Below are 18,322 nucleotides of genomic sequence, written 5' to 3' on the forward strand. Positions count from 1 at the left end.
ATGAAAAAATCAATTATTATGCTATTAGGTGCTATTATATTTTTAGGATGCTCGGATCAAAAAGAGCAACAAAATGAGCTAGTTGAACAAAACACAACTACAAACTCAATCACAATAAAAAAAGGCAATAGCAATAACTCAAATTTGTCCGATGAGTGGGCTATCTATGATATAGATGGTAAGAAAAATATCAAATTTGGAATTGGCGAATCAAATCAAACCACCAAATCCATAGGCGCCATAGCCTTAAGAAGAGCACCACTTCAAAGTATCAATAAAGCTCTATTAAAAGGTCAATTAAGCAAAAATTTTATCACCAAATGTTCAGCTTGCCACGATGATTATGCCAATGGAATTATCGGGCCATCTTTATTAGATAAGACAAATAAGCAAATATATGATATGATAATTGCTTATCGCACCAAAACCAAAACAAATATTCTAATGAGCGATCTTGTCAATGCTATGAGCGATCAAGAGATAAAAGATATCGCTAATGAGATTAGTGAATTTAACAAACAATTTAGGAGTAAACAATGAATCTAGGCAAAGCTATAACCATATTTTTATCTATTTTAATCGTTATTTTAATGATATTTATGTTAGCTAACACACCTAGCCAACCAACGCAACAATCCACAATAGAGCCAAACCAAAATATCAAAAACGACGAAAATAACCAAAATAGCGAGTTTGAAGCTGAATTTAATAAGATAAAAGAGTTAAAACAGAGTATATCATCCAACAGCGATGGAGTTAGCAAACTATATCTACAAAGCTGTGCTCCTTGCCATGCTAAAGATGGCTCTGGAATCATCGCTCCATCAATTATCAAAAAGAGCAAAGAGGAGATTCTAGCTAGATTATATGATTATAAAGATGGAAAAATAGAAAATAGCTTAATGAAAGGACTTTTAGATAATGTCAGTGATGAAAATTTAACAATTCTAGCTGAAGAGATATCTAAATTTAAATAATATTATGGATAAATATAAAGGTCGTCAAACTATAGCCAATGCTGGGTTTTTCTCTACTTTTATAACTACTACAAAAAGTGGCAAAAAGCGTCCTAGCATAAGATTTTATCGATATTTTACTATGATTTTAATCCATCTTTTATTTATTTTATCTTTTGTAGCAGATATCCAAGTAATCGAAGGTGATATAACTGGTTCTAGAATGCTAGGATTTCACTTAGCTGATCCATTTATAACCATACAAATTATCCTTAGTAGAGCAGAGCTACCTGTAAATCTACTCATTGGGGCTTTTACTATTTTGGGATTTTATATATTTTTTGCTGGGCGTGCCTTTTGCTCTTGGGTCTGTCCATATAACTTTTTTAGCGAATTTGCCGAGAGATTAAACGCTAAATTAATTAGCAAAAAAATAATCAAAAAAAGAGAATTTGATACCAAAATTAGATATATATTTTTGCTAGTTTTTGCTACTTTGAGCCTTAGTAGTGGATATTTGATATTTGAAATTTTCAATGTTGTAGGTATAATATCAAGATTTATAATCTATGGTTATAGTGCGGCGATTTGGTGGGTTGTTTTGGTTTTTTTGGTTGAAGTATTTTTTAGTAGGAGATTTTGGTGTAGATATATCTGCCCTATTGGGACGCTATACTCTTTGCTATCTAAATTTAGAGCTATAAAAGTAAGCTGGAATAAAGATAGATGCGATCACTGCGCTGTTTGTATGGATGTTTGTATCGTCCCAAAAGTATTAGAGATAACCAAAACAAAAAACAAAGATAACCCAAAAGATAAATTTAGCGTAGTAAGTGGCGATTGCACTATGTGTGGTAGATGTATTGATGTATGCCATCAAGATGCTTTAAGCTATGATAATATGCTTAAAAAACTTTTATAAGGATAAGTATTGATAAAAATAGAAAATATCACTAAAAAATTTGGCTCACAAACCATATTAAATAGCATAAATTTAGATATCTCAAATGGCCAAAAACTCTTAATAATAGGCCAAAACGGAGCAGGCAAATCTACATTAATGAAAGCAATCTTAGGTGAGATAATCTGCGATAATGGAAGTATATTAATAGATGGCATAAACCCCATTAAAGATAGAAAAAACGCCCTAAAATACCTAAGCTTTGTCCCACAAACTCCGCCACCGCTTAAGCTTAGTATTGCTCAACTTTGTCAATACTCAATCAGCTCAACAAAATCAAATTTAAACGATATAATAAGCTATCTAAAAGAGCTAGATCTAAGCTATGAAAAAGAGCATAAAAAGCCATTTTATAAACTCTCAGGCGGTATGAAACAAAAGGTATTAATAGCCTTAGCACTAGCTAGAGAGTCAAAAATTATAATGTTTGATGAACCAACAGCCAATCTAGACCCAGATGCTAGAGAGAAGTTTATAAATATTTTAAATTCTAAATTCAAATCTCACACATTAATATTTATCTCACATAGATTAAGCGAAGTTAAAGGTATTGTAAATCGCATTGTAGAGATGGATTTAGGCAATATAATCACAGATAGCGAGGTATAGAGTGAAAAATTTATTACTAATAGCAAAAATTGATATCAAAGAGAGTTTCGCCTCAAAATGGTTTTTGTTTTACCTACTTACATTTGCTGGACTTATAGCTCTGTTTTTTGTAACTGGCGTTATAGATAGCAGAGTTGCTGGATTTAGCGGACTTACTAGAATGCTTTTACTCTTTATACAAATTTCTATAATTATTTTGCCTATATTTATCCTAATCACCACAGTAAGAAGTATAAACTCAGATAGAGAAGTTGGTGCATTAGAGTATCTACTTAGCTTTCCAATTTCGCTTAAAGAGTATTATTTTGGCAAGGCATTAGGGAGGGCATTTACCGTCTTTTTACCTATATTATTAGCTCTTATTTTATCTTTATTTATAGCTATTTTCAAAGATACTAAGATACCTTGGGGAATATTTTTTTACTATACATTATTATTGATGGTATTGTCATTTGTATTTTTATCATTTGGATTTTTAATCTCAAGCTTGATTAAAAGCAGTGAGCTTGGGCTTGGATTTTCATTTTTATTTTGGCTATTTTTGTTAGCGTTTTTAGACCTTGCTTTAATAGGCTTAATGATGAAAAGCTCCGTAAATGAAAATATCATATACTCTATATCGCTCTCTAATCCTATCGAGGTATTTAGAATCGCAGCAATTAGCCTATTTGATCCAAATTTAGCTCTAATTGGCCCAGCGGCGTATTTTATCTTAGATGGATTTGGTAGAATCAACTTCTTGATATATTCAGTTATTTATCCTATTTTACTTGGTATAATCTCGCTTTTAGTTGGTTATATACTCTTTTTAAAAAGAGATTTAGTATGAAAAAAATTATATATTTAACCATATTTGTTGGGGCAATTTTTGGGGCAAATTTAAGAGATGGTGAGTTTTTTAAAGATACGAATTCCACCTGCCCTATTAAATTTATAGATGTTTTCAAATATCCTGATTGGATAGCTGCTATTGAGTATAAAAATGGCAAAAAGGTGCTATTTAGCTCGGCAAAACAGATGTTTTACTATCTCTATACTAGCAAACCAAAAGAGGTAGTACCGATCAAAAAACTCTATGTCACAGACTATAAAACCAAAGAATTAATAGAAGCTACAGATGCCTTTTATATCTTTGGTAGTCGCATTGTGAGCTATAGCGGTGATGATCTCATACCATTTGCTAGTTACGAAGATGCCAAAGAATTTGCTACTCAAACCTCTGCTAGTAGGATTTTTGAATTTAGTAAAATCAATAAAAAATTAATTGATTACTTAAATTAAGGAAAAAATATGAAAAAGATTTTATATATCATAAGTGCGATTATCCTTGGTGGTGTATTTGCTTTTATCGCAAATTCATCTGATAACCAAATTCAAAAGATATCTGCCGATTCTAATATCACTTGCGATCTAAATAGCCAAGATTGTATCGTTAATCACAATGGTGATAGTATCACTTTCTCATTTTATCCAAGACCGCTTGAAGCGATGGCACCACTTACTTTAAAGGTAAATGGGCTAAAAAATGAGTATAAAAACCTAAATGCTAGAATCTATGGCCTAAATATGGATATGGGAACAATTAAAGCAAATTTAGAAAACAGAGGCGATATATACGCAGGTTCAGTGGTACTAAGCTCTTGTGTAGTAGAAGTGATGAATTATAGGCTAGAATTATACGACAAGGACAAACCGCTTGGAATTTATATAGATTTTAATCTCAAATATTAATTTTAGATCAAATAGCCAAAATTAGGCTATTTGACTATCAATTTGGCTTAAAAAATGTATCTAAATGTATATTTTCAAACGCCCCTTGCAAACTAGTAAATAGCTTTGGATTTTGCTTTTCTAAAGTAGCTAAAAGCTCCTTAGTTTCAGCCCTAGCGTGTGGCATTTTAACATCAAATCTCATAGCAGGACAAGCCTCATCACCAATTACTCTAAGCTCATTTCTAATAGCATTATCACGCAATTGACGCTCACGCACATTGATAAGTGGTCGAATCACCACTATACCATTTTTGGCAGTGTATTTAGGCGCTAGAGTCCTTAACGCCCCATTATAAGTAAAATTCATAAAAAAACTCTCAACCGCATCATCCAAATGATGTCCAATAGCAAGTTTATTAAATCCATTAGCCAACGCATAAGTATAGAGATATCCTCGTCTCATACGACTAAAAAAGCTACAAAAGCTTGAATTTTTGCGAATTTTATCCTTGCTAATTTCAAAAATAGAGCTATCAATCACACTATGCTTTATCCCGTGTTCTTGGCAATGCTTGGTTAGATACTCATAATCCTCGCCCATACCATAACTAAGAGTTACAGCTTGGAATTCGAATTTATCCGGCGTAACATTTTGAAAATGTTTTAAAATATGAGCCAGGCTTAAGCTATCCTTGCCACCGCTTAAACCCAATAAGATCTTATCATCTTTTTCAAACATCTTATATTTAGCATTAGTTTGACCTACTTGTCTAATTAGCTTTTTGCTTAATTCTATCATAAATTTTTTACCATTTCTAAGACAAATTTAGCCGATTTATCCGCCGCTTCAATCAAAAATTTATCAAAATCAATCTCCGCTTTTTTACCAGCTTCATCACTAATAGCCCTAAGCATACAAAATCCAACCCCTAAAGCCGCACAAACTTGAGCCACACTCGCCCCTTCCATCTCCACTGCATCAGCTTTGAAAGTTGATTTAATCCACTCTTTTTTATCTTCATTACAGATAAATTGATCACCAGTAGCGACTATCCCACTTAGCAAATTCACCCCCAAAGCATTAGCTACTTTTTTAGCTACGCTATTTAGTATATCATCACTATTTTCAAATACATTTATACCAGGAACATATCCATGCGGATGGCCAAATGCCGTGATATCTAGATCGTGTTGGGCTGTAGAGGTGGTATAGATCATATCGCCAATTTTTAAATTCTCATTTAAAGCTCCAGCCACACCGGTAAATATCAGCTTCTCGCACTCAAATCGCTCTATCAAAATAGCCGCTGTTAATGCCGCATTTACCTTGCCGATTTTGGAGTAGGCTATCACTAGCTCATGGCCAAAATAGTTGGCTTTGTAAAATGAATTTTTAGCGTGGTCTATCTTATCATATTCGCCAATCTCTTTTAGCAAAAATTCAATCTCTTCGCTCATTGCTCCAAGAATAGCAATTTTCATCTTAACGCCTCTAATGCTTCATTAAGTGAACTTAAATTTGTTATGCTATAAGTTGGTTTATCGCATATTTTTTTATTCATTCCCTTTAAGACACTTGCGCCAAATTCAACAAAACAATCAACGCCATCACAATAGTTTTTCACGCTATTTTGGTATAAAACTGGGCTAATTAATTGAAGTTTGAGTAGTTCTAAGGCCTCTTTTTTGGTTGTGTATTTCTTAGCAGTTACATTAGAGATAACAGGCGAAAACTCATCACTCAATAGACTCTCTAACTCATTAGCCAGCTTCACACTAGCATTTTGAAGTAGCGGGCAATGGCTTGCTACGCTCATATCAAGTAGCATAGCTCTCTTAGCTCCGGCTGATTTAAACTCATCTACGCTTAATTCAAGATCACTTCTAATTCCAGCCACTACAATTTGACCATCGCAATTATAATTCGCAGCCCAAATTTGTCTATTGCTATTTTGGCAAATCTCTTCTACTTTTTCATTGCTAAGACCTAGCACCACCATCATACCAGCACCGATCCCAGAGCAATCTTGAGTCATAAATTTACCACGCAAATTTACTAATTTAATAACATCAAGCGGCTTAATAGCACCACTTACGCTAAGGGCGCTAAATTCACCCAAAGAGTGGCCAAAGCTAAACTCAGGTTTTATAGATAGGCTATTTTTAAAGGCTTCAAAACACATTAATGAGTTTAAAACAATTGCCGGTTGAGTAAATTCAGACTCTCCTAGCTTATCATTTTCTGTAAATAATAAGGATTTAAAATCAATACCGCAATGCTCACTAGCACTATCTAATAGCTCTTGAGCTACCTTAAACTCACTATATATCTCTTGACCCATACCGACACTTTGTGAGCCTTGGCCAGGAAAAATAAATGCAATTTTCATGCTACACTCTTAATGGTGTTTTCCACAGCATCCACCACCATTTTCATCATGGTGAGCGCCATTACAACAACCATCATCATCATGACTCCCGCAACCGCCGCCGTGTCCATGATGATGACCATGATGATGAGAGTGGCCACCGCAACCACACACATGCGGCATAGCCACAACACCTGTTAACTCCTCATCGGCGTCTGCGTCTCTATTTTCTGTGATTTGAACATTAAATTCCAAATCCTTACCAGCGTATGGATGATTAAAATCCACAGTAACATCATTTTCGCCGATAGATTTCACACTTACACGAACTGTGCTTCCATCCTCACCCTCACCAAAAAGCTCCATACCAACACTCAAATCAATACCGGCAAACTGCTCTTTTGGCAAGTTTTGAAGAGCGCTTTCATCATACTCGCCCACACCTTGGCTAGCTGGAATTTTAATAGTAGCTTTCTCACCCACGGCTAAATTCAAAACACCGCTCTCTAAAGCATCTAAAACTTGATTTTTACCACTTACAAAAGCGATCTCTTGACCGCCCAAATTTGATTCTAAAAGCTCGCCTGTATTGGCATCTTTTAATTCATAGAACATTTTTATAACTTTTGACATATTTTCTCCTAAATTTATTTTCTATCTGGTGCTGCTGCGGCCTCTGGGCTATCTGGATAGGCTTGCTTTAATGCTTTATAAAATTTATTAGCACTATTTGTGTCGCCTATTTTGTCAAAACTAATAGCTGTATGATATAGAAGTTTTGGCATATATTTACCTTTTTGGCTGATAGCAACGCTCTTTTCGTAATATGGAATAGCGTTTTTGTAGTTTTTGTTAAAATACTCAATCTCTCCAAGCATAAAATTTGAATAAGCTGGTTTATAATTTTTCTTAATCAAACTCGCAAAACATTCACTAGCTTTCAAATACTCCTTAGATTTATAGGCTTTATCCGCCATCTCAAGCAACTCAGCGCCCGGGATATCATCGTATTTTAAATTATCGCTTTTTTTCTCACTATCAGCTTGTTTAGCTTTAGAGTCTGAATTTAACTCTTTTGGATTAGCTGCTTCTGAGTGTTTAGAATCTATCAAAGCAGTTAGTTGGCTAAGTGCGTTTGTGATATTTTTGATATCTTTGTCGTGTTGAGTTTGAGTTGTTTTGATTTGAGATTTTAAATTTGATATATCATTAGAATTTGTGGCTTTTTGCGAATTTACGCTATTTTCTAATTCAGTTATTCTAGTCTCCATAGCTAAAATTCTCTTATTTATGCCATCTAAAAGACTCTTGACACCTTCGATATTCTCTTGAACTAAAGATACATCGGACTGCATTGTGCCGATATTTTGATCTAATCTATCTACTTTTTTTTTATTGTTTAATAAGACCTTTTCATTCTCAGTTAAACCATATGGATTTTCTTTATTTATGTTACCTGCATCGAATACTGAAACTTCAGCAAATATAGAAGTTGCAGCCACTAAGGCTGCAAGGTGGATTGATTTTTTCATATATTGAAATGAAATTATGGAAGCAATCTAAATTCATCACGACGATTTTGAGCGTCGCAAGCTTTTGTTTTGTCAGTACATACAGGTTTGCTCTCGCCATTGCTTGTAATCTCTATTCTATCAGCAGCTATGCCTTGAGCTATTAGAGCATCTTTACCAGCTTTTGCTCTTTTAACGCCTAGAGCGTAGTTATACTCATCACTACCCCACTCATCGCAGTTACCTTCTATCATGATTTTGAAGTTACCAGCTTGGTTAAAGATAGAAGCATTTTGATTAATTACGCCTTGCATATCTGGACGGATATTGAATTTATCAAAATCAAAATATACATTTCTAACTTGCGCTTGTAGAGAATTTAATCTTTCAGCATCACTCATCATACCTTGTTGGCCAGCTTTGTTTGCATCAGCACTCATATCCACTTCTGGAGCTTTTGAGCTACAACCAGCCATAAATAGAGCCGCAGCTACAGTTGAAAGTAAAACTAACTTTTTCATTTTATTCCTTTTGTTGAAAATTTGGGCGTTATTATATCATAATTATTTAAATTTTAAGATATAAAAATATATTTTACCAATCAATTGATTGAAGTTTTCCTATTCTTAATGGAAACTGAAAACTTCTATTTTCATTTACTCTTATAATCCCAACCGCACTATTACCATCTAAATTTTTAATGAAAATGATGCTTCCACCATCACTAGAAAATCTAGGATAAGTATTAACCCCACCAGCTGTAAGCTGCCTTACATAATCACTCTTAGTTGAGATCAAATATAGATTAAAGGTCTTTTGAGCATACTCATTGACGCTTTCACGACTAGAATATACTACATAATTTTCAAAAGTGCTAATTGAGTTGTTGTTTTTGCCGTGAAATACCATCTGCTCCACCGCTCCACCATCTACACTAGTAGCAAAAATATTAGGATATCCTAATCTATCACTTACAAAAACAACCCTAGAATCATTATCTACAAAATTGCCATTGACATCAATTCCACTAAATGTGGTAATTCTTTTGAATTTTTTACTTATTATATCATATAGATAAATATCGCTTTGATCGTTTGGTGCCATACTTAAAAGCAACTTGGTGCCATCTTGGCTGACATCGCTTGCTACTATCATCCCACCACTTTGAGCGATTTTGCTTTTATGATTATTATCTAAATTAAATTTATATAGCGTAGGGACTGAATTTATATATGAAGTGTAATAAAAGGCGCTTTGATCTTTATTTGCCCATTTTGGGAAGATATTTAATCCGCCGCTTATTATGATTTTTTGGTATGTTAGTGTATAATCTGCTACTACAATATTGCTCTTACCTGGTGAAGTGTATTGAGAAAATATGATAGATTTATCCATCCAATCCACAGGTGATAAATTCAAATTTCTAGCCATATCCACCATGCTCTTGTGAGCTAAAAATACGAATTTATCAACACTTTGCGTGTATTCATTGCTAAATCTAATCTGATTTGTCTTGACATTTATTATTTTAAATTTCAAACTTAGCTTATCGCCTAATTGAGTTAAAGAGTATCTATATATAAGATCAGCTCTCTCATCGGCGCTTATTATCGCACTATCATCAAATCCGCTAGTGTAGTATTTATCAGATACTTCAAATGCGGATCCAACTTTTAAATCACCAACAACAAGCTTAAAAAATTTATCTTGCATTGCTCTATTAGCAAAATCCTTAGTTGCATCTTGGACTATAATTTTAGGTAAGACTAACCCTTTGTTAATCACATCTATCGTAGCATCTGCACTAAACAATCCTACACAGATACTAAGTAACAAAAATATCTTTTTCACTCTAACTCCGTTTCTATTTGGTCTATTAAATTTATATTTATCACTACAGCGTTTTGACTAGGCGGGGTAGGAAAATCCAAATCTTTTAACTGCTCTAGATACTCTCTTACCTTGCTATTAAAAGCACTGCTTAGTGAATATTTCTCCACACTATAGCTTAATTTTCCAAATTTATCTATAATGATTTGAACTTTTGCTTGATTATTTGTATCGGCTTTGTATGCCATCCATCTGCTTTGTATAATCTCAACTATATCGCCCATATATTTATTATAAACCCCTGTCATAGATGATTTGGGTGCTTTAGCATCTATATCTTTTTGGAGCGATGCGACTATATCGGCTGCACTTTTAGAGCTTGGCTCGGGGGTGCTTTTAGCGTTACTTTGGACTGCTTGAGTAGTGCTTGGCGTGATATCTATGGGCGCTGCTCCGCTAAAAAGATCGCTGAAATTTAAATTTGGTGTATCTGGTTTGGATGGGGGTAGATCTTTATTAGTTGTTTGTTGTTGTGGTTTTTCTTCTATTGTTGTATCTTTTACTTTTATATTTTTTTGCTCTGGAGCCACTATAATCTCACCAAGATTAGTCTCAATCACAAAAACATCCATAAATGCATCTTTATCATTTGTATATTTTATGCTATCTTCATAATTGCTAAGTTTGTAAAATATAAAAGATATGATAAAAACATATAAGATTAAAGAGAGCCAAAAAGCACTCGTAGTGTTATATGAGATGCCAAATTTACTATTCATTAGCCATTTGTCTCTAAAGCAACCTTAGAAAAGCCGGCATTTTTCATACTTTTTAAAACAAACATAACATCATCATAAATCAATCTTTTATCGGCTTTTATATATACTGGGGAATTTTTATCATATTTTTTAGATATTAAGATTAGATTATCACCTAATTCATTTAATGAAATTTTAGATTGATCTATATAAACTTGCCTTTGAGCGTCTATTCTGACTGTTAAACTCTTTATCTCTTGAGATAATACTTTGGATTTTGATCCATCAGGTAAGGTAATCTGTTCTTCATATATAATGGCTGGTGTTGTAACCATCAAAATAGCCAGCAAAACCAGCATTATATCAACCAAAGGAGTTATATTTAACTCTGGATTTTCATCAAAATTTATCATCTATCTACTACTAAGCAATAAATTTGACTCTCTTTGTATAAGGCTTATTAGCTCGTAGGCTTTACGCTTTATTAAGAGATTAAAGCTATAAGCAGGAATTGCTACAAAAATCCCGCAACCTGTGGCAACCAACGCTTCAGAAATTGCTGGAGCGATCACCGATAAAGATGCTGAGCCACCACCACTACCTAAAGCTGCAAAAGTCTCTAATATACTAATAACAGTCCCAAATAACCCAATAAATGGTGAAGTTGATGCTATTATAGATAAAGTTGTCAAACCGCTTGTAGAGTTAGTTTGAGCTAATGATATGAAGACCTCTAAATGCTCTTTGGTTAAATTCTCTTGTGGGCATTTTTTTAAAGATGAATCCGTGGTATCTAGTTTCTTACCTAAAAGAATCGCCTCTAAGGCTTGTTTCTCTCTTTTGATCCAGCGATTTAGCCCACTATATCGTGAGAATAAAATAGTAAAAGTGATGACAAAATATAGCGACAACCATGATAAAACAATGATTGTCACTAAACTACTTTTGGATAGATAACTTATAAAAAGCTCCATAGTATCTACTTATCTAGCTCTTGCTGAATTCTCTATCTTAGCCAAAGCAGTAGCCAAGATACCATTATTATCTTGCATTTTTCTAACAAGAGCTTTGGCATTTTCTATGGATTTAGCGATATCGCTTTCGCTATTACCGCTCACATATACAGCACCATCAACTAAAATACTAATCTTATCTTCATCAATCTTAGCATAACCCCAATCAATAGCAACAGCATCGTGCGTTCCATCCAAATTTTCGATATCAACTACTCCAATTTGAAGTAGTGAAACTAAAGAGGCGTGGCCTGGCAAAACTCCAAATTCACCATCCGCACCAGGAAGAACTACCATTTTAGCATCATTAGAAAATATTAGCCCTTCTGGGGTGACTATTTCTAAATGTATTGTATTCATATAGCTTCCTTTTTGGCTTACGATTTCATCTTTTCAGCTTTAGCGATAGCCTCATCAATATTTCCTACCATATAAAATGCATTTTCTGGTAGGTGATCATATTTACCTTCTAAAATGCCCTTAAATCCCGCAATTGTCTCTTCTAAGCTCACATATTTACCAGGGCTTCCTGTGAAAACTTCAGCTACGAAGAATGGTTGAGATAGGTATTTTTCTATTTTTCTAGCTCTATCAACTGTAAGTTTATCTTCTTCACTTAGCTCATCCATGCCAAGGATTGCGATAATATCTTGTAAATCTTTATATTTTTGTAACACCGCTTGAACTCCACGAGCTATTTTATAGTGCTCTTCACCTAGAATTTGAGGATCTAACATTCTTGAAGTAGAATCTAGCGGATCAACTGCTGGATAGATACCCTTTTCAGCAATAGCACGGTTAAGAACTGTAGTCGCATCAAGGTGAGCAAAAACTGTCGCAGGGGCTGGGTCAGTAAGGTCATCAGCTGGGACATATACAGCTTGCACTGATGTGATAGAGCCTTTTTTGGTTGATGTGATTCTCTCTTGCAGTTTTCCCATCTCACTAGCAAGTGTTGGTTGATAACCAACAGCACTTGGGATACGGCCAAGAAGTGCTGACATCTCTGAACCTGATTGAGAAAATCTAAAGATATTATCAATAAACATAAGAACATCTAATCCCATCTCATCACGGAAGTATTCAGCCATTGTAAGACCGGTAAGCGCTATACGGTTTCTTGCCCCTGGTGGCTCATTCATTTGACCATAGCATAGGGCAACTTTGTCTAAAACACCTGATTCTTTCATCTCATTATAAAGGTCATTACCCTCTCTTGTCCTCTCACCAACACCCGCAAATACAGAGTAACCACTATGTTTAAAAGCAACATTGTGGATCAGCTCCATTATGATAACTGTCTTACCAACACCAGCACCACCAAATAGTCCAACTTTACCACCTTTTGCGTATGGAGCTAAAAGATCAACTACTTTTATACCTGTTTCAAAAATTTCGCTTTTTGTGCTTTGTTCTTCAAATGGCGGTGGATCTCTATGGATAGACCATTTTGTATCAAATTTCTCTTCAGCGCCTTCATCTATCAAATCGCCAACAACATTAAAAATTCTACCCAAAACTTTTTCACCTACTGGAACGCTAATAGGCGCACCAAGAGCAGTGGCTTCTAATCCCCTAGTAAGCCCTTCGCTCATATCCATAGCGATTGTTCTAACTCTATTATCGCCTAGATGTGCAGCGGTTTCTAAAACTAATCTATGTCTATTACCCTCAACACTAAAATTTACTTCGATAGCTTCGTTAATCTTAGGCAAGTAGTCTTTGAAATCAACATCAACTACAGGACCCATAACTTGGCTAATTACACCTTTCATTATCACTCCTTATAAATTTACTTCATACTCTCAACGCCGCTTATAATCTCTATAAGCTCTGTTGTGATGCTTTCTTGTCTTGCTTTATTATAGGCAAGATTTAACTCTCTTACTCTGGCTTTTGCGTTGTTTGTAGCGTTATCCATAGCTTGCATTCTAGCACTATGCTCCGCTGCTAAAGAGTCAATAAGAGCATAATACATACTATACTCAAAGTATTTTCTCATCAGCTCATCAAGGATTCTATCATCGTGCTCTGGTTCAAAATCCATTAGTGAGCCTTGCTGATTATCATCTTGAATTTTTGGTGGTTCAACTGGCACTATGGTATTGACTCTAATCTCTTGAGAGATCATATTTTTATATCCATTATGAACCAATACAACCTTATCTGTCACACCAGCCGTAAAATCACTAATAGCAGCCCTAATCACATCTTGAGCCTTCTCATATGTAGGAGCTGAGCTAACACCACGATAACTTTCTAAAATTTCAATACCTTGAAAATTGAAAAATTCAATACCCTTTTTACCAACAGCTCTTAAGCGGACTTTTATTTTTTTAGATTTATATTCATCTATCATATTTCTTATAGTTTTGATAGTTGCAACATTAAAACCACCGCAAAGACCCTTATCAGCAGTAACGAAGATTATATCAACCTTTTCTACTTTAGCTTCTGTATCAAAGAATTTATTTCCTTCGCCGACGATTTTAAATTTGTTAATCTCATAAGCTATCTCGCTTAAGACTTCATTAATCTTTAGAGCATAAACACGAGAATGACGAGCCGCCTCTTCCGCTTTTTTGAGCTTAGCAGTAGAGACAAGCTTCATAGCTTTTGTCGTCTTTTGCGTGTTTTGAACGCTCTTGATCTTTCTTTTGATATCTTTTAAATTTGACATATTTTAGCCTTATTCAGCGCTAAATATTGCTTTAAATTCATTTAATGCTTTATCTAGTGCTTCTTCAATATCTTTATCAAGTGCTTTTTTGTTGCGAATTTGTTCAAAAATATCTGGATATTTAGCCTCAATATATGGATAAAGTTCAGCCTCAAATTTAGTAACAGCAGATACTGGAATATCATCTAAATATCCATTACTACCCGCATAGATGATGACAACTTGATTTTCTACTGGAAGCGGGCTATAAGGTGGTTGTTTTAATACCTCAACCATTCTTTGGCCTCTTTCAAGCTGTTTCCTGCTGCTCTCATCAAGATCGCTAGCAAATTGAGCAAAAGCTTGAAGTTCGCGATATTGAGCAAGATCCAATCTTAATGTACCAGATACTTTTTTGATAGCTTTGATCTGAGCTGAACCACCAACACGAGATACAGATAGACCAACATTGATAGCTGGGCGAATACCTGAGTTAAATAGATCGCTCTCAAGGAAAATTTGACCATCTGTAATGGAGATAACATTTGTTGGGATATAAGCTGAAACATCGCCTGCTTGAGTTTCGATAATAGGTAGAGCTGTTAAGCTTCCTGCTCCTAGCTTATCACTTAGCTTACTTGCTCTTTCAAGTAGTCTTGAGTGTAGATAAAATACATCTCCTGGGTAAGCCTCACGACCTGGTGGGCGGCGAAGGATAAGCGACATCTCACGATAAGCCACAGCGTGTTTGCTTAAATCATCATAGATGATAAGAGCGTGGCGAGAGTTATCACGGAAGTACTCTCCCATTGTTACACCTGCATATGGAGCTAGATATTGTAAGGCTGCTGCATCGCTTGCACTTGCATTTACAACGATTGTATAATCCATAGCACCATACTCTTCAAGCTTTTTGACAACTTGTGCTACGGTTGATTGCTTTTGACCAATAGCTACATAAATACATATAACATCTTGACCTTTTTGGTTGATAATTGTATCGGTTGCAACTGTAGTTTTACCAGTTTGGCGGTCACCAATAATAAGCTCCCTTTGGCCTCTACCAATTGGCACAAGACCGTCAATAGCCTTAATACCTGTTTGTAGCGGCTCATGGACAGATTTTCTAGCCATAATTCCTTTGGCTTTTTCTTCGATAAATCTACTTTCTGTAGCATCGATAGCACCTTTGCCATCTATTGGTTCGCCAAGAGCATTTACAACACGGCCAATTAACGCATCACCAACTGGCACTCTAAGAAGTCTAGCAAGTCTCTTTACACTACTTCCTTCTTTAATATCATTGCAACTACCTAAGACAACAACCCCTACGCTGCTCTCTTCTAGGTTTAATGCCATACCTTTTTGACCATTTTCAAATTCAACCATCTCGCCAGCCATGACATTTTTAAGACCATAAACATTTGCCACGCCATCTGCGACTGATATAACTTTGCCAGTCTCTTCAATATTAACGCTAAGATCAAAGTTTTCTATGCGTTCTTTGATGATACTGCTAATCTCATCAGCTTTTAACTTAACACTCACGCTTTTACTCCTTATTAAATTGCTTTTAATATATATTCGCTCATTTGAGCCCTTAATCTATCAATTGAAAAACTAACTTCCACGCCTAAATCATCAAGCTCAATTTTAATACCATTAAAATCATTTTTAATAGTTTCAAATTCAACCTTTACATCAAACTTATTAGAAAATTTACTCTCTAACTCACTTTTTTGTGCTGGAGTTATATCTATATTTCCAGATATTAAACCTTTAAATTTAGAATCTCTTATAGCCTTTTGATACTCAAATTCTTTTGAAATTTCTGGTATTAAATGCAATCTTTGCCTTTGGCTTAAAAGCAATAAAAAATTGCCTAATTTTTTATTTGAGCTATCATCTATTAAAGATAGTAGAAATTCAACCTTTGATTTAGCATCAATCATAGGAGAGTCTATGATAAAATTAAATTTAGGGATAGAAAATGCAGATGCTAACTTCTTAAACTCATCACTTGCTCTATCAAATTCACTAGCATCCAAAGCAAGAATTAGCGCTTTTACATATTTTTTTGCTACTATTTCTCTCATTAGCTCACCTTCTTAATAATAAGATTAACAAGCTCATTTTGATCAATTTTTATAGCATCACTTTCAAGTAACTCATCCAAAATTTCGCTTACTACAACTCTAACAAGCTTTCTTTCTTCAAAATCTTTTTGCTCTTCATAGCTTTTTTCTAAGATATGGATCTCGTTTTGAGTATCTTTTTCTATCTTAGCTAGCATAATTTCTATCTCTTTATTGATAGCCTCAGTTAGATCGCTAGCTATTACTTTAGCATTTTCTACCCTTTTAGCTGCCTCTTCTCTTTTGGCGTTTGATGCTTTTAACTTCTCTTGAATAGCATTTAATCTATTGGCAATAGAGTTAATCCTACCATTATAAGCGGCTTTTATAGGTTTGGCTATTAGATAATACAAAATAGCAAAGAATATAACAAAGTTAATCACCCTAGGGACTATGTCATACTCACCACTTCCACTAGCAGCACCAAAAGCAAATATCGGAGCTATAAGCAATAGAATAAATTTAATATTCATACAAAACTCCTATATTTTAGATAAAGAACCAGCAAGGGCACTTTTTAATTCTGGGATTTTGGCGGTTAAATTTGATTTTAACTCAGCTTTTCTATCAATCAATCCCGCTATAAAGCTGTTATAATCAGCTTCTAAGCTCTCTTTTTTGATAGCGATTTGTGTAGCGGCCTTCTCTTTGGCTTGGCTTAAAGCAGCGTGCTTTTTAGCTTGTGCTTCAGCTCTGGCATCACTTAGAATCTTATCTATTTGTGCTTCATAACTTCCAACATCGCTAGCATTTTTGCTAACGCTCTCTTCATCATTTTTGATAGATCTATTTCTATCATCAATGAAACCAAGCAAAGGCTTGTAGAGAATGGAATTTAACACAAAGATAAGCCCTAAAAAGATCACTAGCGTGATCAGCAACAACGGCGGATCTATCTGTAGCATCACTTCTCCTTATGTAATTTCATTAAATTAGCCAGTTATTTTACAATATTAAAAAATAAATTCTACTGAATTTTTTGAATTATTTTTATCAAATTAGCTATTTTTTTACTATCGTTTAAATTTAGTATCAATTTTGGACCATTTATCTTACATTTGATGCCAAAATCTTCTATTAGATCTTTAAGTAAATTTAAATTTTCTCTATCTTTCATATCGATTTTTGGCTTTTTGGTTTGACTAGGGCTTTTTAATCTTTTTACTAAATTCTCGGTATCTCTTACGCTTAATTTCTGGCCTATTATGGTGTCAGCGACTAATTTTTGATCTTCGCTGCTTAATCCTACCATTATTTTAGCGTGACCTTGAGTAATTTTGCCATCATCTATTAAGCTCTTTGTATAATCATCAAGACCTAAAAGTCTAAGTGTATTTGTGATCTGCGTTCGGCTCTTTTTGACTATTGATGAGAGAGTTTCTTGGGTGATTTTATACTCATTTATAAGCTCTTGATAGGCGTTAGCTAACTCAATTGGGCTTAAATTTTCTCTTTGGATATTTTCAATTAGCGCTAACTCTCTTAAATTTTTATCTGCGATATTGGCTACAATTGCTTTGATTTTGCTTAAACCAAGCAGTTTAGTAGCTCGTAAGCGTCTCTCGCCAGCGATCAAGGTAAAGTTGCTACCATCTTTAATGACAATTATCGGCTGGATAAGTCCATGACGCTCGATACTTTGGCTAAGCTCTTTTAAGGCTTCATCGCTAAAGCTTTTCCTAGGTTGAAATGGATTTGGCTGAATTCTATCGATATCGATTTCAGCCACTAGTTCTTTATTTAACTCTTTATTATACGCTTGTTCCACATCTCCTAAAATGGAGTCTAGTCCTCTGCCAAGTGCCATA

General features: G+C 34.6%; 25 protein-coding genes. 7 read left to right on the top strand and 18 right to left on the bottom strand.

From position 1 onward, the window contains the following. Genes CCAL9328_RS06065 through CCAL9328_RS06095 form a run of 7 tightly spaced genes read left to right on the top strand, consistent with a single transcriptional unit; the run spans position 1 to position 4,257 of the window. Complete coding sequence (locus tag CCAL9328_RS06065; protein WP_096014068.1) at positions 1-540, top strand: c-type cytochrome; 540 nt, start codon at positions 1-3, stop codon at positions 538-540. Then, positions 537-977, top strand: coding sequence for a c-type cytochrome (locus tag CCAL9328_RS06070; RefSeq protein ID WP_096014069.1), 441 nt, complete (start codon positions 537-539; stop codon positions 975-977). The genes CCAL9328_RS06065 and CCAL9328_RS06070 overlap by 4 nt, the downstream gene beginning before the upstream one ends. Positions 978-981: 4 nt before the next feature. Beyond that, on the top strand, positions 982-1,878 hold the full coding sequence (locus tag CCAL9328_RS06075) for a NapH/MauN family ferredoxin-type protein (protein ID WP_096023466.1): 897 nt from the start codon (positions 982-984) through the stop codon (positions 1,876-1,878). Between the two features lie 9 nt (positions 1,879-1,887). Further along, positions 1,888-2,526, top strand: coding sequence for an ATP-binding cassette domain-containing protein (locus CCAL9328_RS06080; RefSeq protein WP_096014071.1), 639 nt, complete (start codon positions 1,888-1,890; stop codon positions 2,524-2,526). A 1-nt stretch (position 2,527) separates the two neighbouring features. After that, positions 2,528-3,355: an ABC transporter permease gene (locus tag CCAL9328_RS06085; RefSeq protein ID WP_096021675.1), complete on the top strand. Its 828-nt coding sequence runs from the start codon at positions 2,528-2,530 to the stop codon at positions 3,353-3,355. Next, complete coding sequence (locus tag CCAL9328_RS06090) at positions 3,352-3,807, top strand: nitrous oxide reductase accessory protein NosL (protein WP_096015245.1); 456 nt, start codon at positions 3,352-3,354, stop codon at positions 3,805-3,807. Before CCAL9328_RS06085 ends, CCAL9328_RS06090 begins: the two co-directional genes overlap by 4 nt. 9 nt (positions 3,808-3,816) lie before the next feature. Then, positions 3,817-4,257, top strand: coding sequence for a hypothetical protein (locus CCAL9328_RS06095; protein ID WP_096015244.1), 441 nt, complete (start codon positions 3,817-3,819; stop codon positions 4,255-4,257). A 37-nt stretch (positions 4,258-4,294) separates the two neighbouring features. Here CCAL9328_RS06095 and CCAL9328_RS06100 read toward each other — a convergent pair whose 3' ends face one another. The 18 genes from CCAL9328_RS06100 to CCAL9328_RS06185 form a co-directional block, all read right to left on the bottom strand. Continuing rightward, the gene (locus tag CCAL9328_RS06100) at positions 4,295-5,038 is read right to left on the bottom strand and encodes a tRNA 2-thiocytidine biosynthesis TtcA family protein (RefSeq protein WP_096014075.1); all 744 of its coding nucleotides are present in this window, start codon (positions 5,036-5,038) and stop codon (positions 4,295-4,297) included. Beyond that, positions 5,035-5,721 carry a 5'-methylthioadenosine/adenosylhomocysteine nucleosidase gene (locus CCAL9328_RS06105; protein ID WP_170000260.1) on the bottom strand — a complete coding sequence of 229 codons (687 nt, stop codon included), beginning with the start codon at positions 5,719-5,721 and terminating at the stop codon, positions 5,035-5,037. Before CCAL9328_RS06105 ends, CCAL9328_RS06100 begins: the two co-directional genes overlap by 4 nt. Next, positions 5,718-6,629: an ACP S-malonyltransferase gene (gene fabD, locus CCAL9328_RS06110; RefSeq protein ID WP_096023469.1), complete on the bottom strand. Its 912-nt coding sequence runs from the start codon at positions 6,627-6,629 to the stop codon at positions 5,718-5,720. Before fabD ends, CCAL9328_RS06105 begins: the two co-directional genes overlap by 4 nt. 9 nt (positions 6,630-6,638) lie before the next feature. Continuing rightward, a complete protein-coding gene (locus tag CCAL9328_RS06115) occupies positions 6,639-7,241 on the bottom strand; it encodes an FKBP-type peptidyl-prolyl cis-trans isomerase (RefSeq protein ID WP_096015795.1) in 603 nt (200 codons plus the stop codon). 14 nt (positions 7,242-7,255) lie between these two features. Then, positions 7,256-8,110 carry a tetratricopeptide repeat protein gene (locus CCAL9328_RS06120; protein ID WP_170000261.1) on the bottom strand — a complete coding sequence of 285 codons (855 nt, stop codon included), beginning with the start codon at positions 8,108-8,110 and terminating at the stop codon, positions 7,256-7,258. A 44-nt stretch (positions 8,111-8,154) separates the two neighbouring features. After that, the gene (locus CCAL9328_RS06125) at positions 8,155-8,640 is read right to left on the bottom strand and encodes an OmpA family protein (protein ID WP_096014080.1); all 486 of its coding nucleotides are present in this window, start codon (positions 8,638-8,640) and stop codon (positions 8,155-8,157) included. A gap of 73 nt (positions 8,641-8,713) precedes the next feature. After that, a complete protein-coding gene (gene tolB, locus CCAL9328_RS06130) occupies positions 8,714-9,970 on the bottom strand; it encodes a Tol-Pal system protein TolB (protein WP_096015238.1) in 1,257 nt (418 codons plus the stop codon). Further along, entirely contained in the window at positions 9,967-10,728 is a 762-nt protein-coding gene (locus CCAL9328_RS06135; protein WP_170000262.1) for a TonB C-terminal domain-containing protein, read from the bottom strand. The genes tolB and CCAL9328_RS06135 overlap by 4 nt, the downstream gene beginning before the upstream one ends. After that, the gene (locus CCAL9328_RS06140; protein ID WP_096014083.1) at positions 10,728-11,120 is read right to left on the bottom strand and encodes a biopolymer transporter ExbD; all 393 of its coding nucleotides are present in this window, start codon (positions 11,118-11,120) and stop codon (positions 10,728-10,730) included. Before CCAL9328_RS06140 ends, CCAL9328_RS06135 begins: the two co-directional genes overlap by 1 nt. After that, positions 11,121-11,681, bottom strand: a complete 561-nt coding sequence (locus CCAL9328_RS06145; protein ID WP_096014084.1) for a MotA/TolQ/ExbB proton channel family protein — start codon at positions 11,679-11,681, stop codon at positions 11,121-11,123. A 9-nt stretch (positions 11,682-11,690) separates the two neighbouring features. Then, on the bottom strand, positions 11,691-12,080 hold the full coding sequence (atpC, locus tag CCAL9328_RS06150) for an ATP synthase F1 subunit epsilon (RefSeq protein ID WP_096014085.1): 390 nt from the start codon (positions 12,078-12,080) through the stop codon (positions 11,691-11,693). A 17-nt stretch (positions 12,081-12,097) separates the two neighbouring features. Next, positions 12,098-13,495 (bottom strand): F0F1 ATP synthase subunit beta, encoded by a 1,398-nt coding sequence (atpD, locus tag CCAL9328_RS06155; protein ID WP_096014086.1) that lies wholly within the window; start codon positions 13,493-13,495, stop codon positions 12,098-12,100. A 17-nt stretch (positions 13,496-13,512) separates the two neighbouring features. Then, complete coding sequence (atpG, locus tag CCAL9328_RS06160) at positions 13,513-14,400, bottom strand: ATP synthase F1 subunit gamma (protein ID WP_096014087.1); 888 nt, start codon at positions 14,398-14,400, stop codon at positions 13,513-13,515. Between the two features lie 9 nt (positions 14,401-14,409). Next, positions 14,410-15,927, bottom strand: a complete 1,518-nt coding sequence (gene atpA, locus CCAL9328_RS06165) for a F0F1 ATP synthase subunit alpha (RefSeq protein ID WP_096023472.1) — start codon at positions 15,925-15,927, stop codon at positions 14,410-14,412. A 14-nt stretch (positions 15,928-15,941) separates the two neighbouring features. Further along, the gene (locus CCAL9328_RS06170; protein ID WP_096021679.1) at positions 15,942-16,475 is read right to left on the bottom strand and encodes a F0F1 ATP synthase subunit delta; all 534 of its coding nucleotides are present in this window, start codon (positions 16,473-16,475) and stop codon (positions 15,942-15,944) included. After that, on the bottom strand, positions 16,475-16,987 hold the full coding sequence (locus tag CCAL9328_RS06175) for a F0F1 ATP synthase subunit B (protein WP_096023473.1): 513 nt from the start codon (positions 16,985-16,987) through the stop codon (positions 16,475-16,477). Before CCAL9328_RS06175 ends, CCAL9328_RS06170 begins: the two co-directional genes overlap by 1 nt. A gap of 9 nt (positions 16,988-16,996) precedes the next feature. Next, positions 16,997-17,419 (bottom strand): FoF1 ATP synthase subunit B', encoded by a 423-nt coding sequence (locus tag CCAL9328_RS06180; RefSeq protein WP_096014091.1) that lies wholly within the window; start codon positions 17,417-17,419, stop codon positions 16,997-16,999. Between the two features lie 62 nt (positions 17,420-17,481). After that, entirely contained in the window at positions 17,482-18,321 is an 840-nt protein-coding gene (locus CCAL9328_RS06185; protein ID WP_170000263.1) for a ParB/RepB/Spo0J family partition protein, read from the bottom strand. Between the last annotated feature and the right edge of the window lies 1 nt (position 18,322).

This window comes from Campylobacter sp. RM9328 (genome assembly GCF_012978615.1).

What these genes read in the sequence shown, in the direction of transcription:
- CCAL9328_RS06065 (WP_096014068.1), top strand. Translation starts at nt 1, where the DNA reads ATGAAAAAATCAATTATTATGCTATTAGGTGCTATTATATTTTTAGGA.
- CCAL9328_RS06070 (WP_096014069.1), top strand. Translation starts at nt 537, where the DNA reads ATGAATCTAGGCAAAGCTATAACCATATTTTTATCTATTTTAATCGTT.
- CCAL9328_RS06075 (WP_096023466.1), top strand. Translation starts at nt 982, where the DNA reads ATGGATAAATATAAAGGTCGTCAAACTATAGCCAATGCTGGGTTTTTC.
- CCAL9328_RS06090 (WP_096015245.1), top strand. Translation starts at nt 3,352, where the DNA reads ATGAAAAAAATTATATATTTAACCATATTTGTTGGGGCAATTTTTGGG.
- CCAL9328_RS06095 (WP_096015244.1), top strand. Translation starts at nt 3,817, where the DNA reads ATGAAAAAGATTTTATATATCATAAGTGCGATTATCCTTGGTGGTGTA.
- CCAL9328_RS06100 (WP_096014075.1), bottom strand. Translation starts at nt 5,038, where the DNA reads ATGATAGAATTAAGCAAAAAGCTAATTAGACAAGTAGGTCAAACTAAT.
- CCAL9328_RS06105 (WP_170000260.1), bottom strand. Translation starts at nt 5,721, where the DNA reads ATGAAAATTGCTATTCTTGGAGCAATGAGCGAAGAGATTGAATTTTTG.
- fabD (WP_096023469.1), bottom strand. Translation starts at nt 6,629, where the DNA reads ATGAAAATTGCATTTATTTTTCCTGGCCAAGGCTCACAAAGTGTCGGT.
- CCAL9328_RS06115 (WP_096015795.1), bottom strand. Translation starts at nt 7,241, where the DNA reads ATGTCAAAAGTTATAAAAATGTTCTATGAATTAAAAGATGCCAATACA.
- CCAL9328_RS06125 (WP_096014080.1), bottom strand. Translation starts at nt 8,640, where the DNA reads ATGAAAAAGTTAGTTTTACTTTCAACTGTAGCTGCGGCTCTATTTATG.
- CCAL9328_RS06135 (WP_170000262.1), bottom strand. Translation starts at nt 10,728, where the DNA reads ATGAATAGTAAATTTGGCATCTCATATAACACTACGAGTGCTTTTTGG.
- CCAL9328_RS06140 (WP_096014083.1), bottom strand. Translation starts at nt 11,120, where the DNA reads ATGATAAATTTTGATGAAAATCCAGAGTTAAATATAACTCCTTTGGTT.
- CCAL9328_RS06145 (WP_096014084.1), bottom strand. Translation starts at nt 11,681, where the DNA reads ATGGAGCTTTTTATAAGTTATCTATCCAAAAGTAGTTTAGTGACAATC.
- atpC (WP_096014085.1), bottom strand. Translation starts at nt 12,080, where the DNA reads ATGAATACAATACATTTAGAAATAGTCACCCCAGAAGGGCTAATATTT.
- atpD (WP_096014086.1), bottom strand. Translation starts at nt 13,495, where the DNA reads ATGAAAGGTGTAATTAGCCAAGTTATGGGTCCTGTAGTTGATGTTGAT.
- atpG (WP_096014087.1), bottom strand. Translation starts at nt 14,400, where the DNA reads ATGTCAAATTTAAAAGATATCAAAAGAAAGATCAAGAGCGTTCAAAAC.
- CCAL9328_RS06170 (WP_096021679.1), bottom strand. Translation starts at nt 16,475, where the DNA reads ATGAGAGAAATAGTAGCAAAAAAATATGTAAAAGCGCTAATTCTTGCT.
- CCAL9328_RS06175 (WP_096023473.1), bottom strand. Translation starts at nt 16,987, where the DNA reads ATGAATATTAAATTTATTCTATTGCTTATAGCTCCGATATTTGCTTTT.
- CCAL9328_RS06180 (WP_096014091.1), bottom strand. Translation starts at nt 17,419, where the DNA reads ATGCTACAGATAGATCCGCCGTTGTTGCTGATCACGCTAGTGATCTTT.
- CCAL9328_RS06185 (WP_170000263.1), bottom strand. Translation starts at nt 18,321, where the DNA reads ATGGCACTTGGCAGAGGACTAGACTCCATTTTAGGAGATGTGGAACAA.